Below are 17,010 nucleotides of genomic sequence, written 5' to 3'. Positions count from 1 at the left end.
GTGGCGGGTATGGCGCAGGTGAAGGTGTACGGACGCAGGGACGTGTGGGCGGGGCGGCAGCGGGAGCTCTCCGACCTGTTGCAGGAATGCCTGGTGAGCGCGTGGGGCCTGCCGGAGGACAAACGGTTCCACCGTTTCCTGCTGCTCGACCCCGACGACTTCGTCTGCCCTCAGCGCAGCGAGCGCTACCTCATCGTGGAGGTCGTCTGCTTCACCGGCCGCAGCGACTACGCCAAGCGGACGCTCATCAGGGAGCTGTACGCCCGCTGGCCGCACGACCCCGAGGACATCGAGCTGACGATCATCGAGATGCCGCAAGTCAACTGGGGGATTCGCGGGGTTCCCGCCGATGAGCTGAGCCTTCCGTACCAGGTGGAGGTCTAGCGTCAGGGGTGGTTCCGGGCGGGCGGTATGGTCCGACTCATGAGCACTCACTATGACGTCGTCGTTCTCGGCGCGGGTCCGGGAGGATACACGGCCGCGGTCCGCGCCGCCCAGCTCGGGCTGCGCACCGCGGTCGTCGAGGAGAAATACTGGGGAGGCGTCTGCCTGAACGTGGGCTGCATCCCGTCCAAGGCGCTGCTGCGCAACGCCGAGCTGGCCCACATCTTCCACAACGAGGCCAAGACCTTCGGCATCAGCGGCGAGGTCACCTTCGACTACGGCGCGGCCTTCCAGCGCAGCCGCAAGGTGGCCGACGGCCGGGTCAAGGGCGTTCACTACCTGATGAAGAAGAACGCCATCACCGAGTACGACGGCCGGGGCACCTTCCTCGACGCCAACACCCTCCAGGTGAACGGCGAGACCATCACCTTCTCCCACTGCATCATCGCGGCCGGGGCCACCACCAGGCTGATCCCTGGCACGCAGTTGTCGGAGCGGGTGGTGACGTACGAGGAGCAGATCCTCACCGAGGAGTTGCCGGGCAGCATCATCATCGCGGGCGCCGGCGCCATCGGCGTGGAGTTCGCGTACGTGCTGCACAACTACGGCGTCAAGGTGACCATCGTCGAGTTCCTCGACCGCGTCGTGCCGCTGGAGGACGAGGAGGTCTCGGCCGAGCTGGCCAAGCGCTACAAGCGCCTCGGCATCGAGATCCTGACCTCGACCCGCGTGGACGGCATCGAGGACACCGGCTCCTCCGTCAAGGTCACCGTCACCAAGAACGGCCAGCAGCAGGTGCTGGAGGCCGACAAGGTCATGCAGGCGATCGGCTTCCAGCCGCGCGTCGACGGCTACGGCCTGGAGAAGACCGGCGTGGCGCTGACCGACCGGGGCGCGATCGCCGTGGACGGCCGCTGCCGCACGAACGTGCCGCACATCTTCGCCATCGGCGACGTCACGGCCAAGCTGATGCTGGCGCACGCCGCCGAGTCCATGGGCATCATCGCGGCCGAGACGATCGGCAACGCGGAGACCATGGAGCTCGACTACGTCATGATCCCGCGGGCGACCTACTGCCAGCCGCAGGTGGCGAGCTTCGGCTACACCGAGGCGCAGGCCCGCGACCTGGGTTACGACGTGAAGGTGGCGAAGTTCCCGTTCACGGCGAACGGCAAGGCGCACGGCCTCGGCGACAGCGCCGGCTTCGTCAAGATCATCAGTGACGACACGCACGGCGAGCTGCTCGGCGCCCACCTGATCGGCCCCGAGGTCACCGAGCTGCTGCCGGAGCTGACGCTGGCCCAGCAGTGGGACCTGACCGTGCACGAGGTCGCGCGCAACGTCCACGCGCACCCGACGCTCGGCGAGGCGGTCAAGGAGGCCATCCACGGGCTCGCGGGGCACATGATCAACATGTGATCGCGGCGACGGAGGTCGTACGCGCGCAACGTGACCCCGATGCCCCGCCATCGGGTCACGTTGCCTCGATCATCCCCGCATCGCCTCGCGGGCCTCGCGGCTGACCTGGTACGCGTCCGCCACCGGGCCCAGATGCCGCAGCTTGTCCGGGTTCGCGACCGCGCGGATCGTCGCGATCCGGCCGTCACGGATCTCCAGCGCCAGCGTGTTGAGCACCTTGCCCTCCGCGTCGCGGAAGACGGCCCCCGGCTCGCCGTTCACCTCGCGCGGCTCGACCGAGCCGCCGATCGCGAGGAGCGCGGGGACCAGCCGGGCGAACACCCGGGCGACGTTGTCCGCGCCGACGAGGACCCGCGCGAGCGCCGGCGCCTTGCCGCCGCCGTCGCCGACCGTCCGCACGTCCGCGGCCAGCACCTCGCGCAGCGCGCCCACGTCGCCGCCCCGGATCGCGTCGAAGAAGCGCCCGGCGAGCTCCGCGCGCTCCCTCCGGCCGGCCGCGAACCGGGGACGGCCCTCGTGCATGTGCCGGCGGGCCCGTACGGCGAGCTGCCGGCAGGCGGCCTCCGACCGGCCCACGGCGGCGGCGATCTCGGGGAACTCGAAGCCGAACACGTCGCGCAGCACGAAGACCGCCCGCTCGGGCGGGCTCAGCCGTTCGAGCATGAGCAGCGCCGTCGTGGAGACCGACTCGGCCAGCTCCGCCGAGCGCTCCGGGTCCTCGTACGGGTCCTCCAGCAGCGGCTCGGGCAGCCACTCCCCGACGTACGACTCCCGCCGCACCCGGGCCGAGCGGAGCTGGTCGATCGCCACCCGGGTGACCACGGTCGACAGGTACGCCTTGACCGAGTCGGGCTCGGCCCCGGCGTCGGCGTACCGCAGCCAGGTCTCCTGGACCGCGTCCTCGGCGTCGTCCACGCTGCCGAGCAGGCGGTAGGCGATCGAGAACAGCAGCGGCCGGTACTGCTCGAAGCCCTGGACCCTGGTCACCATCCGACGGGGCCCAGGCGGTCGATGAAGATCCCGCTCGGCCCGTCCGGGCCCAGCGTCGCGAGCTCGATGATCGGGTCGCTGCCCTCGGTGACGGTGAGCTGGCCGGTGTGGTGGTTCATGTCGGTGGCGGTGAACTTGCGGTTCACGACCTCCCCCGGGGTGAGGGCGTTGACCTTGACGTGCGGGAGCGCCTGGGCGTAGCGGACGGTGATCATGTTCAGCGCCGCCTTCGACGAGCTGTAGGCGAGTTCGTGCATCTTCGTGACCTGCTGGGTGGGGTCGGCCATGACCGCGAAGGAGCCGCCGCCGCTGGAGACCATCACCACACGCGGGTTGTCGGCCGCCTGGAGCAGGGGCAGGAACGCGTTCGTGACCCGGATCGGGCCGTAGACGTTGGTGTCGTAGACGGCGTGCACCTCCTCGGCGGTCGTCTGCGCGGGCGGGGTGACGTTACCGGGCGCGCCCGCGTTGTTGACCAGCACGTCCAGGCGGTCGGTGTGCTCGCGGACGAGCCGTACGGCGTCGGCCACGGACGCGTCCGAGGTGACGTCGAGCGGGACCACGACCACGTCGGCGCCGGCCTCGGCGAGCTTGGCGGCCGCCGCCCGCCCGCGGGCCTCGTCGCGCGAGCCGAGGAACACCTTCCACCCTTCCGCGCCGAGCCGCCGGGCCGTCTCCAGGCCGAGCCCCTTGTTGGCGCCGGTGATGAGCACTGTGGTCTGTTCTGCGTTCGTCATGCCCTCTGAGACGAGATGACCATCCCGCCGGTGACATGGTGTGAGCGGGTTCACATCCGTCAACCCAGGGTTGACGATTCTGGCATAGTCAACCTAGGGTTGACGCATGGAAGAAAGCGTACGACTGGACGACCTCATCTCCGTCATCAGGAAACGGCACCCGGACGGTGACCCCCTGGGCGAGCTGACCGACGCCGTCGCGCTCGGCGAGCACATGGGCGAGGTGGCCGACCACCTCATCGGGCACTTCGTGGACCAGGCCAGGCGTTCGGGCGCGTCCTGGACCGACATCGGGCGCAGCATGGGCGTCACCAAGCAGGCCGCGCAGAAGCGGTTCGTGCCCAAGGAGGGCGCGCCGTCGATGGCCGACGACCTGCGGGTCTACGCCCGCTACACCGACCGGGCGCGGGCCGTCGTGGTGAAGGCCCAGCGGGCCGCGCTGAGCGGCGGGCACCGCCACATCGAGCCCGGCCACCTGGTGCTCGGCCTGGCCGACGAGCCCGAGGGGCTCGGGGCGAGGACGATGGCGGCGCTCGGCGCCTCGCCCGAGGCGGTCAGGGACGCCGTGACCCGGGTGCTCGGGCCGGGCACCGAGCCGGCCGGGCCCCGGGAGGTGCCGTTCGCCGCCCAGAGCAAGAAGGCGCTGGAGCTGACCCTGCGGGAAGGGCTGCGGCTGGGGCACGAGCATCTGGGCACCGAGCATCTGCTGCTGGGGGTGCTGGGGCTGGAGGACGGGCCGCTGACGCGGGCGCTCGCGGACCTTGGCGTCACCAAGGAGGCCGCGGAGCGCGAGATCGTCGCGGCGCGCTGACCTCCGGGAGCCGCGCGGACCTCCGGGAGCCGCGCGGGCCACCGGAGCGGGCGGGCCGTCGGAAGCGGGGCCGTCGGAAGCGGGGCCGTCGGAAGCGGGCGGGCCACCGGAAGCGGGCGGGAATGTCATCGCCGGTTGCTAGCGTGCCGGACATGCTGGAGATCGGCGATGTGGTGGCCTTCCCGCTGCCGCTGGGCGGCTACGGCGCCTGCCAGGTGACGGCGGCGGGCGAGCGCCTGACGGTGTGCGTGCTCGACTGGCGTTCCGACGCGGTGCCCGCGCTCGACGACGTGCGCTCGGCCGGGCCGCTCCACGTCGATCACCACTCGTGGTGCGGCGATCCCGAGGTGGTCGACGTCCCCGCAGGCGAGCAGTTGCCCGCCGACGCCGTGCGCCTCGGCCGCCTTCCGGTCCGGCCCGAGCTGCCGGAGGCGTCCACCGCCTACGGCTCCTGGCCGGGCATCGGGCTGCAGGTGGTGCTGCAACGGCGCTGGGAGCTGGAGGTGCCCGGCGCGGTCAGGGAGGCGTACAAACGGGCCGGGCACGGCAGGGTCCAGGTCGACCTGGGGGGCGGGGCCGTGACCAGGTCGGCCGCCCTGCCCGCGCTCGACCTGCGAGACCACGCGGGAGACGTGCGGTGGGAGGGGCTGGACGCGCTGCCCCGCCTGACGCAGCTCAGCTGGCGCGGCCCGGAGCGCGGCCTGCTCGCGGCGCTGGAGGCGCGGCCGCTGATCACCGCCCTGCGCTGGGAGGATCCGCCCGAGATCGTCGACCTGAGCCGGACCGGTCTCCACGGGCTGACCCTCGTCGCGGGCGCGGGGCCGCGCCGGGTGGTCCTGCCGCCGGGGCTGATGACGCTCTGGCTTCAGGGCGGGGCCCCGGAGGCGGTCGAGGCGGCCGCCGAGGGCCGGTGGATCAGGCTCACCACGCGCTCGGGGGTGCCGCGAGGGTTGCGCGGCGTTCGCGATCTGGCGGTGGAGGCGTCGGGCGACGTCACCGGCGCGTCCCTGGGCGACGTGGAGGGGCTTGAGCGGTTGTCCGTCCGGTGGGGCCGGCCGTACGGCGGCCTGGCCGGGCTCGACGCCCATCCCCGGCTGCACACGCTGGAGCTGGCCGACGCGTACGGCGTCGAGCCGTCGATGCTGCCCGCCCCCGGCGGGCCGCTGCGGCTCCTGCGCGTCGACGGGTTCAGGAGCAGCCGGTCCAGGGCCGTCCGGCAGCGCTACCAGGACACCGGCGTGTCCGTCGAGATCCGGGGCGCGAAGCCGGACCGCTGGCTGGCGACCAACCTGGACAACCCGCTCCGCGACTGGGTGGACGACCACAAGCGGGCCGGCGAGGCCGCCTGCCGGGCCTACGCGGCGGCCTCCCGCGCGATCGCGGCCCTGGACGTCCATGATCCGGGCGCGGTGGCGGACGCGCGCCCGATCCTGCAGAGCTTCGTCGAGGCGCTCAACGGCATCGAGGAGCGCTACGAGATGATCGACACCCTGCGGCGCGAGGAGGCGGGCGAGGCGTTCTTCCTGCTGGCGGAGGGGGCCGGGGTCCCGCCGTCGGAGGCGGAGGCGTGGTTCGGCGACTGGCGCGAGTTCTGAAAGTGGTTGAGCCGACAATTGTTCTACGTGCCGACAATCACATTTTCATCTAATTTTCAGGTTTCCTACAGGCTTCTCTGACCCTTCGAGGTCAGGGTCCTGACTATGACCTCAACCGCGGAGAGGGCGGCGCACCGCCGCCGGTTCGCTCAAGCAGGCCCGATCTCGCTGCGTCTCGGCCTCCTGGCGCTGGTCGCGATCGGCATCGTGGGAGCCGGGTTCGAGCTGGCCTTCGAACGCCATTGGCGCTCCCCCGTCCAGCTCATCCCCTGGGTCGCCCTGGCCCTTCTCGCGGTCGCGCTGGTGCTGCTCGCCCTGAGCGAGGCCCCGCGGGCGGTCACCGCGGTGCGGGTCCTCGCCGGGGTGGTGCTGCTCGCCTCGGCGTACGGCGTGTTCATGCACGTGTCGGTCAACCACGGCATGGGCTCGATGGCCACCGAGTGGGACACGCTCTCGCCGCTCTCCCAATGGTGGTACGCGCTGACCAAGACGGTCGGCACGGCCCCGCCGCTCGCCCCCGGCATGCTCGCCCAGAGCTCGCTGCTGCTCCTGCTGGCCAGCCTGACCACGAGGAAGAAGGCCGTCGCCTCCTGACCTTCTGGACCCGGCGGCGAACTTCCGGACCGTGACCGGCGTCACATGGTGCAATAAGCGCATATGTGAGGCTGGTGAAAGTAAGTGACATTAGGTCGCATCTTCATCGCGGTAGCCGCTGTGGCGGCCCTCGCGCTCGGCACCGACGTGGCCGCCAACGCCGCCACCAACACCGCCACCAACACCGCCGCCACCGCGGCCGAACCCCGGCAACCGGTCGCCGAGACCCGGGTCACCCCGGGAGCGTACGAGAGCGCCCCCGACGAGCCGGCGTGCGTACGGATCCGTGGCGCGGAGGCGTGCGTCGGCCCGGACGGCAGCGACCGGCCGGGCATCACCGTCGAGGACACCGCCGGCGACCGGCTGCACGCCGCCGTCGAGTACTACCAGCACGGCTACCTCGGCACCGAGTACGTCATCCACAACCTGGCCGGCAAGGGCCAGGTGCGCGGCAGCCGGGAGATCGGCAAGGTCGTCACCTTCCGGGTCGCGCTCTACCGGGGCGACCGCCTGGTGAAGCACGGCCGCTGGAAGACCGTCCAGAACATCGCCAAATATCCAACTAAGCGGGACACCCGGATCACCCCGGCCGCCGCCCGCGCCCGCGCCAAGGTCTGCACCACCACCCGCGGCGCGGCCATGACCTGCTTCGCCGAGCGCGGGTCGGCGTACGTCCTCGCCTGTGACGTACGGGCCGACAAGTACCAGGCCCGCGCCGAGTACTTCGTGGGCGGCGACCCGACCACCCGCTTCGAGATCCGCCAGCTCGCGGGCACCGACACGTGCGGCAAGGCCGAGCACGGCGAGCTCGCCATCAGCATGTACCGGGCCGCGCTCTTCGACGGCCGCCACCGGGTCGCCGACCAGCTCTACAGGTACAACTGAGCCCCGGCGGGAGGCGGCTAGGCGGGCTCGCGGTGGACCAGCAGGTACCGCCAGAACAGCAGCCGGCTGATCCGCGCTCCGGGCAGCAGCCCGGCCGCCTCCCGCCGGATCTCCGCCAGCGACATCTCCGGCTGCCGCACCGGAGCCCGCACGCCGGCCTCCTGCCCGCGCTCGCGCACCGCCACGGCGGCCCGCGCCACCGCGTTGACCGGGACGGCGGCCAGGCTCCACGCGAGGTCCGCCGGCGTCTCCCGGTAGCAGCCCAGGATGGCGAGGACGCCGCCGGGCGCCAGCGCGCTCCGCAGCCGGGAGACCGTCGCGAACGGCACGTGGTGGATGCTCGCCAGGCACGAGATGAAGTCGTAGTGCCCCTCGGGCAGCTCCATGTCCGTGATGTCCGCGTGCAGGAACCGGGGCCCGCCGCCCGCCGCCCGCGCCGCCTCGATCACCTCCGCCGCCGGGTCCACGGCGTCGACCTCGATCCCGCGCGCGGCCAGCCGCCGGGCGAACCGCCCGGCGCCGCAGCCGACGTCCAGCGCCCGCGCGCAGCCCGGCGGAACCTGTCGCAGCAACGTCCGGTGGTAGTGATCGTTGTGGTCGAAGGGCATGAACGTGATCGTAGGGGGGCCGTGAAAGTTTCACGTCCGGTTGACCGGGCCGGACGCCGCGCCACATGATCCTCATGCCTCCTGGTCAGGAGGGGGCGTCGAGTGATGACCGCTATCCGTGGCGAGGTGCTTCGATGCCGAGATCCCTGTTACCGGCCGCGTCCGCAGTCCTGCTGGCGCTGACCGTGCTCAACGCGCCATCGGCGCACGCGACCGCCGCCGACCCGTCCCCGGTCGCCGTGACCGTCAACGCGCGGGCCGCCCTCGCCACCGTCCCCGAGACCGGCATCGGCGCCAACCACGCGATCTGGGACACGAACCTGGGCACCGACGCCGTCGCCGACTCGCTGAAGGCCGCGGGCGTGAAGCTGCTGCGCTACCCCGGCGGCTCCTACTCCGACATCTACCACTGGGAGACGCACACCGCCCCCGGCGGGTACGTCGCCCCGAACACCGACTTCGACACGTTCATGCGCGGCGTCCGCCGCACCGGCGCGCAGGCGATGGTGACCGCCAACTACGGCACCGGCACCGCCGCCGAGGCCGCCGCCTGGGTCCGTCAGGCCAACGTCACCAAGGGCTACGGCGTCAAGTACTGGGAGATCGGCAACGAGAACTACGGCAACGGCCACTACGGCACCGCCTGGGAGGCCGACGACCACGCCGACAAGAGCCCGGCCGAGTACGCCCGCCACGTCGTCGCCTACGCCGACGCCATGAAGGCCGTCGATCCCACCATCAAGATCGGCGCCGTGCTGACCACCCCCGCGAACTGGCCCGACGCCATCACCGGCGAGGGTGACGACGGAAGCTGGAACAAGGTCGTCCTGTCCGCCGCCGGCTCCAAGATCGACTTCGTCATCCTGCACTGGTATCCGGGCGCCCTCGACCGGACGGGCCACGTTCCCGACATGATCCGGCTCACCCGCGAGCAGATCACCAGGTACGCCGGAGCGGGCGCCGACCGGATCGGCATCGCGATGACCGAGTTCAACACCGGCAGCAGCAGCAACGGCACCAACACCCAGCCGGGCGCGCTGGCCGCCGCCGACGCCTACGCCACCCTGCTGGCGAACGGCGTGTTCACGGTCGACTGGTGGAACGTCCACAACGGCATCGGCACGGTCACCGAGGTCGAGGGCCACACCGACTACGGCGACTTCGGCCTGCTGTCGAGCGGCACGTGCACCGCCGACAACTCGGTGTGCGAGCCCGCGCTGAACACCCCGTTCGCGCCCTACTACGCGCTGCAGATGGTGAGCAGGTTCGCCCGGCCCGGCGACCAGTTCGTGAAGGCGGCCACCGACCAGCCGAAGGTCACCGCGCACGCCGCCCGCCGGCCCAACGGCGACCTCGCGGTCATGCTCGTCAACACCTCGTCCGACACCTCGTACCCGGTCACGATCGGCTACGCGGGCTACCGCCCGGCCTCCGGCGCGCCGACCGTGCTGACGCACACCAACGGCGCGACCGCCATCACCAGCACCACGTCGGGGACGGCGACGGCCCAGACCCTGCCGCCGCTCTCCCTCACCACGCTCGTGCTGCGCCCGGCCACCTCGCAGGCGGGCCTCCCCGGCGCGCCCGGCCAGCCCAAGGCCACGAACGTCACGGACCAGGCCGCGACGATCACCTGGCCCGCCGCCTCCCCTGGCGCCCGCCCGATCGCCAAGTACGAGATCCACCGCCAGAACGGCGCGATCACCGAGCAGCTCGGCGAGACGCCCGGCACCTCGTTCACCGTCGGCAACCTCACCCCGGGCACCCGCTACACGGTCAACGTGATCGCCCGCGACGCCGGCGGCGGCCTGTCCTGGTCCTCACCGCCGCTGACGTTCACCACCGGCACGCCCGCGACCAGCTCCTGCTCGGTCCGCCTGACGAACCAGACCGACTGGGCGAGCGGCTACGTCGGCAGCATCGACATCACCAACCGCGGGGCCGCGCTCAACGGCTGGACGCTCAGCTTCGCCTGGCCCCGGTCGTGGCAGAGCCTCGGCAGCGGCTGGGGCGCGGGGTGGACCGAGACCGGCTCGCAGGTCAAGGTCGTCAACGACCCGGCGAGCCCCACGCTGGCGACCGGCGCGACGGTCACGGTCGGGTACGTCGGCAACTACAGCGGCCCGAACGTCCTGCCCGCCGTCTTCACCCTCAACGGCACCGTCTGCCGAACGGAGTGACCTGGGAACGCCGGTCGTACGGCACCGCGTGCGCCGTACGGCCGGCGAACCCGGTCGTGGTCGTCGCCATGAACAGCGAGTTGAGCAGCGCCTCCTCGACCGCGTCCATGACGGCGGCGAACAAGGGGTCGAGCGCCGCGTCCGGCACCGCCTTGCCGCCGGGCGGCGCGGTGCTGAAGGCGATCGCGTAGTCGCCGCTCCCCTGCGCGTACGACGCCCCCACCCGTCCCATGGCGAAGACCGCCCGGCGGGCGAGCCGGCCGAGCCGGCGCGCGTCGAGCGGCGCGTCGGTCGCCACCACGATCATGCACGAGTTCCCCGGAGGCTCCGGCCGCCGCGAGCCCGGGACGACCTCCTCGACCGGCACGGGAACGCCCCGCACGGTCAGCACGCCGCCGAAGTTGGCCTGCGCCAGCGCGCCGACCGTCACCTCGGTCCCGCCCGCCGCCACGCGGCGAGACGAGGTGCCGATGCCCGCCTTGAAGCCGAGCGCCGTCGTCCCGGTGCCCGCGCCCACGCACCCCTCCGCGGGCAGCCCGCCGGTGGCCCCTTCCAGCGCGTCGAGCACGTGCCGCTCGGTGATCGGCCGCCGCCGGATGTCGGACAGGAACCCGTCGTTCGTCTCCCCCACCAGCGGGTTGAACGACACCCCGTCGGGGCGGCGCCCCATCAGGTACGTCAGCACCGCGTCGGCCGCGCGGAACACCGACAGCGTGGCGGTCAGCACGACCGGCGACTCCAGCACGCCGAGCTCGTCCACCTGGGTGGAGCCGACCAGCTTGCCGTAGCCGTTGCCGGTGTGGACCGCCGCCGGCAGCCCGCCCCCGTCCAGACCCGGGGGGACGATCGCGGTGACCCCGGTGCGCAGGTCCGCCCCGTCGTCCACGGTCGTGTGCCCCACCAGGACGCCGGGGACGTCGGTGATCGCGTTCAGCGGGCCGGTCGGCAGCGCGCCGACGACGACCCCGAGCGAGCGCGCCCGCACCCGCTCACCCCCGTGAGCATGCATGCGCCACATTCTGCTCGACGCCGCCTCAGCGGCCGTCGTCCAGGGTCAGCAGGCCGCGGCGGAAGGCGGTCGCGACGGCGGCGGCGCGGTCGTTGACGCCGAGCTTGGCGTAGATGTGCAGCACATGGCTCTTGACCGTGGCCTCGCTGATGAACAGGCGGGCCGCGGCCTCCCGGTTGGTGGCTCCGTCCGCGATGAGCCGCAGGATCTCCAGCTCCCTGGCGCTCAGCGGGTCGGCGGGCGTACGCACCTGCCCGAGCAGGCGGGTGGCGACCGACGGCGACAGCACGGCCTCGCCGCGCGCCGCGGTCCGGACCGCCCGCGTCAGCTCGTCGCGGCCGGTGTCCTTGAGCAGGTAGCCGGTCGCGCCGGCCTCGATGGCCGGCAGGACGTCCCGGTCGGTGTCGTACGTCGTGAGGACCAGCACCCGGGCCCCGATCCCCAGCTCGGCGAGCCGTTTGATGGCCGTGACGCCGTCCGTGCCCGGCATGCGCAGGTCCATGAGGATCACGTCGGGGTCCAGCGCCCGCGCCAGCTCGACGGCCTGCGCGCCGTCCCCGGCCTCGCCGAGCACCTCGAAGCCGGGATCGCCGGCGAACATGCCGCGGATGCCGTCGCGGACGATGGGATGGTCGTCGGCGATCAGCAGCCGGATCGGTCGCTCAGCCACGCGCCACCGCCGGCAGGCTCGCGGAGATCGCGGTGCCCGCGCCGCTCTCCGACTCGATCTCCAGCGTGCCCGCCAGCCGGTCCACGCGCTTGCGCATCGCGGTCAGCCCGAACGCGGTGAGCTGGGGGTCGAAGCCGATGCCGTCGTCACGTACGTCCAGGGTGACCACATCCTCCATGTACGACAGGGTGAGCCCGACCCGGGAGGCGTGCGCGTGCTTGGCGACGTTCGCCAGCGCCTCCTGGGCGGTGCGGAGCAGCGTCTCCTCGACCTCGGGGTGCAGGGGACGGGCCGGGCCGGTGACCGTGAACTCCGGCGTGAGCCCGTTGAGCTCGCCCCACCGGGCGGCGACGTCCCGCAGCGCCTCCGGCAGCGGCGCCGACTCCAGCGGGCCAGGCCCCACCGCGTGCACCGAGCGCCGGGCCTCGGCCAGGCTCTCGCGGGCCAGCCGCAGCGCCAGATCGACGTTCCGGCGCCAGTCGTCGGCCTGCCCGGCCGCCTGGAGCTGGGTGATGATGCCGGTCAGCCCCTGGGCGAGGGTGTCGTGGATCTCGGCGGCCATCCGCCGCCGCTCGTCGAGCACGCCGGCCTCGCGGGCCTGGACGAGGAGCTGGGCGTGCAGGCCCGCGTTCTCCCGCAGGGCCTCCTCAAGCTGGGCCACCATGCGCTCGCGCTCCGCGCTGCGCTCGTCGGTGATCTGGCCGACGAAGCTGAACAGCGCGACCCCGGCCACGATGGCCCCCGTGAAGAACACGTACGTGAGGATCCCGATCGGCGTGGGCTCGGGCAGCCCGCCGCTGTAGGCGGCCACGCTGAACGCGGCCACCCCCGTCACGCCGGCGAAGCGCCACATCCCGTTCAGGTAGCGCCAGGAGTGCAGATAGCCGATGAAGCCGAAGAAGCTCGCGAACCAGATGCTCTGCGTGCTCAGCACGCCGATCAGCAGGACGAGCCCCGCCACGTACACCGGGCCACGCGGCACCAGCCACACCCACCCGGCGGCCGACGCCGCCAGGCCGAGCGTGACCCACGACACCGTCCCGCCGCCGCTGACCAGGGCGAGCACCACGGAGACCGCCAGCAGCACGTACGGCGCCGCCGCGAGCTGGCGCTCCAGCACCCGTTCCCACCGGTCGAGCCGGCTGGTCATACCTCACTCCCAGCGGAAGAGCCTGGCCGCCGCCGCGCTGACGACCAGGGCGTAGGCCGCCATCACCGCCAGCAGCAGCGGATCGGGAGCGGCCCCCGCCCAGACGTCCCGCAGGCACTGCCCGAACGCCCCCATCGGGGTGTACTCCCCGACACGAGCCACCATATCCGGCATCTGATCGGCAGGCTGCATGAGACCGGCGAGGTACGCCATCGGGAAGTACAGCAGCACGCCGATCCCGTTCGCGGCCCTGCCGTTCGGCGCCAGGGCGGCGATGAGCAGGCCGACCGCGAACATGCTCGCCGTCCCGAGCAGGAACGTCAGCACGACCGCCGGCACCCGGTCCGGCAGGTGGGCGCCGAGCACGGTCCCCGCCACGGCCAGCAGCAGCCCGCAGGCGGTCACCGCGAGCACGAGCTGCAGCAGCAACTGCACCACCAGCAGCCGGCCCGGCCGCACCGGCGTCGCCGACATGCGCCGCAGGATGCCCCGCTCCCGGTAGGTGGCCAGCGTGGTCGGCACCATGTACAGCCCCACGAGCCCCACCGCGATGGCCAGCGCCATCGGCAGCAGCACCCGGTCGCCCGGCTCGATCGAGCTGCCGAACACCACCAGGATGAACAGCGGGATGAGCAGCGAGAACACCGCGCCCGGATCGCGGGCGAGCAGCTTGGTCTCGACGAAGGTGAGCTTCAACATGATCGCGTCCTAGAGATTCGGGGTTCAGTTGTCGTCGAAGGGACGGCCGGTCAGCGCGGCGAACGCGTCGTCCAGCGTGCGCTTGTCGATCCGCAGATCGCTGACCAGCACCTGGTGGCGGGCCAGGTGCGCGGTGACCGCCGTCGCGAAGTCGCCGCGGCCGGTCACGACCACCCGGTCCCCCGTACGGGACACCCCGGTCACCCCCGGCAGCCCGGACAGGTCCGGCGCCTCGCCCGCCTTCAGCGTGAAACGCATCCGGTGCTCGCCCTCCAGCAGCCCCGCCGGCGTGTCCAGCGCCACGATCCGGCCGCGGTCCAGCACCGCCACCCGGTCGCACAGCTCCTCGACCTCGTCCATGAAGTGGCTGACCAGCACCACGGTGACGCCGCTCGCACGTACCTGCTTGATCAGCTCCCAGGTGGCCCGGCGGGCCTGCGGGTCCAGGCCGGTGGTCAGCTCGTCGAGGAACGCCACCCGCGGCTTGCCCACCAGCGCGAGCGCGATGAACAGCCGCTGCTTCTGGCCGCCGGACAACTTCCCGAACCGGGCGTTCCGCTTCTCGGCCAGCCCCCACTCCTCCAGCAGCGCCCGCCAGTCCCGCGGGTCGGCGTAGAAGGAGGCGTACAGGTCGAGGGCCTCCCACACCTTCAGGTTCTCCGGCAGCTGGGTCTGCTGGAGCTGCACCCCGATCTGCTCGCGCATCCTGCGCGCGTCACGGACCGGGTCCAGGCCGAGCACCCGTACGGTCCCGCTGTCGGGCCGCCGCAGCCCCTCCACGCACTCCACCGCGGTCGTCTTGCCGGCGCCGTTCGGCCCCAGCACCCCGAAGATCTCGCCCTCCTCCACGGAGAACGACACCCCGTCCAGAACCTTCAGCCCCGCGTAGCTCTTGCGCAGGTCGGTGACTTCGATGACTGCCATGCTCAAAGCATGCTGTGACCTGCCCCGACCCCGAATCGACCGCCCGGCCACGATCGTGCCGGCACCCTGCTGACCGGAAAATCCACCGAACGGTGGATACCGCGCCCGCTCACCGCCGGGCCGGATAGACGAGGATGAGGTCCACGCCCTCCCGCGTGTACAGCCGCAGCCGGTAACGACCGGGGCCGCCGCGCGCGAGATCCGGGAAGCGCACCCTGCTCGCCGAGAGCGTCTGCATGACCAGGCGGCCCGATCCGCTGACGATGTCCGCCTCGACCACCTTGTCCCAGCCTCGGCGCCGCAGCGGCGGCGGAGCCGAGCGCAGCGCCTTCGCAGTGACACAGGTCGCCCAGTCCTGGGCGGGCGTGAAGACCAGGGCGAGCTGACCGCTGACCGCCAGGGTCTCGGTCGAATAGGCGTCCCAGATCGTCTCGGCATCCCCCGAGGTGTCCGCCTCCGCGTCGTAGATGCCGTAGGGCCGACCGTCCCAGTCGTAGTACGACGCCGTCGCCTGGAACCGCGTGCGCAGCGCCGGCCACGGATCGCGGCACCGGGCGTCCTCCTCGCGCGCCTCACGCCTCAACTGCTCGCGCCGCCGGCTCCTCTCCTCGGCCTGTTGCCGCTCCACCTGCGCTGACGACAGCAGCAGCTCCGGATGTCTCCGCCCGATCACCTCCGGGCAGAGCAGCGCGAGCAGCGCGGGCCGCGCCCTGACCTGCTCCCCGCCCGCGAACCTGGCGCACGCCGCCTTCCCCTTGCCGATCAGCTCCTGGTCGGAGACCTCCCGGTCGGGCTTGCGCACGCTGCACAGATAGGCCCGGTCGCGCTCGTGTACGGGGACGTCCGCGACGCGCGGCGGGGCCGAGCGCAGCCGGCAGTCCATGTCTTCCTCGCTGCGCCAGGTGTAGGTGAGCCGGGGCGCGTACTCGGGCCCGACGACCATCAGCAGGGCGACGGCGGCCACGGCCGTGACCGCCGTGGGCACGCGCAGCGGCTCCGGCCGCCTCGGCTCCCGGTTGAGCTCACGGTTGAGCTCACGGGCCGTACGCGCCAGCCAGACGACGTAGAGGACGTCCATCGCCTCGGCGATCGACTCGATCGTGCTGCCGCGCGTCAGGAAGTCCACGAGTTCCACCAGGAACGGGCTCACGAACGTCCCTGCCCCGACGAGCAGCGTCCCCCGGCTCCAGCGCCCGTCGCGCCACTGCGCGAGCAGAACCATCACCATCATGACGAGCGCGGCCACTCCCGCGACCATGACATGCACCGGGGTCACGAGGGTCAGGGGCTGCGGATCGCCGGCGAGGGCGTCCATGCCCGCGCTGACCGGCTCCACCAGCCCGAACAGGAGCAGAGCCAGCCGGAAGAACCGCCCCGACCCGGTGACCACCACCGTGAGCAGCACGAGCGCGGGCACCCAGAGCGCCAGCCCGATGACCGTCTCGACCAGATCCGGCAGGTACGAGGGGATCAGCAGCCACACCACGTCCGCGTACAGCAGCACCCGCAACCACCTGGCCGCCCTGCCCATCGGCCCGCCCGCGGGCGCGGGCCTGCGCAGGACCTGCCAGAACATCCACGCGTTCACCAGCCCGAGCAGCAGCAACCCGCCCAGCACCGGCAGCAGCGGCGACCTCCCGACGGCCTCGCCGGGCGGATACCACATGGTGACGAGCCACGCGGGCGTCGCGGACCCGACCACCAGACCGAGGACGACCGACCCGAGAGCGATGGCGAAATAAGCAGCAGCCGCCAGACGGTGTAATCGCACACGTGATCGTAGTACGGCCGGCGACTTGGGACTTCTGATGGCGGACCGCAACGGCGGATTGTCGCTTCACCGCCGCGTCATCGGTCTCCCTAGTTGATGCGGAAGACGGGAAAGCCCGGAGCGACCGCCTGCACCTGCTCTTCGGACGCGTTCGCGCTGACCCCCTCGAAGAACCGGCCGACCTCCCAGCCCCAGCGCTTCAGGTACGCCCGCAGAATCGCCGGCTTCTCGTCGTCGGGCAGTTCGGTGGCGGTGAACGTCTCGACGCGACGGCCCACGTGCAGCTCGCCGTTCCCCGCGACCCGCAGGTTGCGGACCCACTGGGTGACGCCTCGGGGTGCGACCAGGTAGCGGGTGCCGTTCAGGGTCAGCAGGTTGACCGGCGTCGTACGCCATTCGCCGCTGGACCGGCCACGGACGTAGAGGATCCGGGAACCCATGAGGCTGATCCCGAGCCGGGTCAGCCCGGCGACCATGCGGTTGAACAGGTGGTCCATGCGGGTGGGCTCGATGTAACGGGACATCGCCGGCTCCTCAGGCAGAGAGTTCCGAGAGCACTGCTCTCGCTTAAGGACAAGCATGCC

General features: G+C 72.1%; 17 protein-coding genes. 7 read left to right on the top strand and 10 right to left on the bottom strand.

All coding sequences use genetic code 11. The features are described 5' to 3' along the window. Positions 1-9 precede the first annotated feature (9 nt). On the top strand, positions 10-384 hold the full coding sequence (locus tag AC27IY_RS20275) for a tautomerase family protein (RefSeq protein WP_423451686.1): 375 nt from the start codon (positions 10-12) through the stop codon (positions 382-384). A gap of 39 nt (positions 385-423) precedes the next feature. Then, a complete protein-coding gene (gene lpdA, locus AC27IY_RS20270; RefSeq protein ID WP_344212923.1) occupies positions 424-1,803 on the top strand; it encodes a dihydrolipoyl dehydrogenase in 1,380 nt (459 codons plus the stop codon). 69 nt (positions 1,804-1,872) lie between these two features. Here the strand turns inward: lpdA and AC27IY_RS20265 are convergent, their stop codons facing one another. Continuing rightward, positions 1,873-2,790, bottom strand: a complete 918-nt coding sequence (locus AC27IY_RS20265; RefSeq protein ID WP_364464103.1) for an RNA polymerase sigma-70 factor — start codon at positions 2,788-2,790, stop codon at positions 1,873-1,875. Further along, positions 2,787-3,530 (bottom strand): SDR family NAD(P)-dependent oxidoreductase, encoded by a 744-nt coding sequence (locus AC27IY_RS20260; RefSeq protein WP_487178851.1) that lies wholly within the window; start codon positions 3,528-3,530, stop codon positions 2,787-2,789. The genes AC27IY_RS20265 and AC27IY_RS20260 overlap by 4 nt, the downstream gene beginning before the upstream one ends. A 106-nt stretch (positions 3,531-3,636) precedes the next feature. Between AC27IY_RS20260 and AC27IY_RS20255 the strand changes: the two genes are divergently transcribed. From AC27IY_RS20255 to AC27IY_RS20240, 4 genes are all read left to right on the top strand, one after another. Next, entirely contained in the window at positions 3,637-4,341 is a 705-nt protein-coding gene (locus tag AC27IY_RS20255; protein WP_487178850.1) for a Clp protease N-terminal domain-containing protein, read from the top strand. A 152-nt stretch (positions 4,342-4,493) separates the two neighbouring features. Further along, positions 4,494-5,936 (top strand): hypothetical protein, encoded by a 1,443-nt coding sequence (locus AC27IY_RS20250; protein ID WP_487178849.1) that lies wholly within the window; start codon positions 4,494-4,496, stop codon positions 5,934-5,936. Between the two features lie 105 nt (positions 5,937-6,041). Then, positions 6,042-6,530, top strand: a complete 489-nt coding sequence (locus tag AC27IY_RS20245; protein ID WP_344212931.1) for a hypothetical protein — start codon at positions 6,042-6,044, stop codon at positions 6,528-6,530. 84 nt (positions 6,531-6,614) lie between these two features. Further along, positions 6,615-7,415: a hypothetical protein gene (locus AC27IY_RS20240; RefSeq protein ID WP_487178848.1), complete on the top strand. Its 801-nt coding sequence runs from the start codon at positions 6,615-6,617 to the stop codon at positions 7,413-7,415. Between the two features lie 17 nt (positions 7,416-7,432). On the opposite strand, the gene AC27IY_RS20235 is transcribed toward AC27IY_RS20240, so the two are convergent. Continuing rightward, entirely contained in the window at positions 7,433-8,023 is a 591-nt protein-coding gene (locus AC27IY_RS20235) for a class I SAM-dependent methyltransferase (protein ID WP_423451691.1), read from the bottom strand. Positions 8,024-8,157: 134 nt separating this feature from the next. Here AC27IY_RS20235 and AC27IY_RS20230 point away from each other — a divergent pair, with 134 nt between their 5' ends. After that, positions 8,158-10,203: a cellulose binding domain-containing protein gene (locus tag AC27IY_RS20230; RefSeq protein ID WP_487178847.1), complete on the top strand. Its 2,046-nt coding sequence runs from the start codon at positions 8,158-8,160 to the stop codon at positions 10,201-10,203. Here AC27IY_RS20230 and AC27IY_RS20225 read toward each other — a convergent pair. The 7 genes from AC27IY_RS20225 to AC27IY_RS20195 all read right to left on the bottom strand — a co-directional run bounded on the left by AC27IY_RS20225 (position 10,175) and on the right by AC27IY_RS20195 (position 16,950). Then, positions 10,175-11,212 carry a P1 family peptidase gene (locus tag AC27IY_RS20225; protein WP_487178846.1) on the bottom strand — a complete coding sequence of 346 codons (1,038 nt, stop codon included), beginning with the start codon at positions 11,210-11,212 and terminating at the stop codon, positions 10,175-10,177. The genes AC27IY_RS20230 and AC27IY_RS20225 overlap by 29 nt on opposite strands. 25 nt (positions 11,213-11,237) lie before the next feature. Further along, on the bottom strand, positions 11,238-11,882 hold the full coding sequence (locus tag AC27IY_RS20220; RefSeq protein WP_020544254.1) for a response regulator: 645 nt from the start codon (positions 11,880-11,882) through the stop codon (positions 11,238-11,240). Then, positions 11,875-13,032: a sensor histidine kinase gene (locus AC27IY_RS20215; protein WP_423451694.1), complete on the bottom strand. Its 1,158-nt coding sequence runs from the start codon at positions 13,030-13,032 to the stop codon at positions 11,875-11,877. The genes AC27IY_RS20220 and AC27IY_RS20215 overlap by 8 nt, the downstream gene beginning before the upstream one ends. A 3-nt stretch (positions 13,033-13,035) precedes the next feature. Further along, positions 13,036-13,731 (bottom strand): ABC transporter permease, encoded by a 696-nt coding sequence (locus AC27IY_RS20210; protein WP_344212943.1) that lies wholly within the window; start codon positions 13,729-13,731, stop codon positions 13,036-13,038. Between the two features lie 24 nt (positions 13,732-13,755). Beyond that, a complete protein-coding gene (locus tag AC27IY_RS20205; RefSeq protein ID WP_344212945.1) occupies positions 13,756-14,655 on the bottom strand; it encodes an ABC transporter ATP-binding protein in 900 nt (299 codons plus the stop codon). 109 nt (positions 14,656-14,764) lie between these two features. Further along, on the bottom strand, positions 14,765-16,426 hold the full coding sequence (locus AC27IY_RS20200; RefSeq protein ID WP_487178845.1) for a hypothetical protein: 1,662 nt from the start codon (positions 16,424-16,426) through the stop codon (positions 14,765-14,767). Between the two features lie 89 nt (positions 16,427-16,515). After that, on the bottom strand, positions 16,516-16,950 hold the full coding sequence (locus AC27IY_RS20195) for a nitroreductase/quinone reductase family protein (protein WP_423451699.1): 435 nt from the start codon (positions 16,948-16,950) through the stop codon (positions 16,516-16,518). Positions 16,951-17,010: the final 60 nt, after the last annotated feature.

This window comes from Nonomuraea sp. B208 (assembly GCF_057536035.1).
The sequence above is the reverse complement of the archived record's forward strand: the minus strand, read 5'-3'. Positions and strand labels throughout refer to the sequence as shown.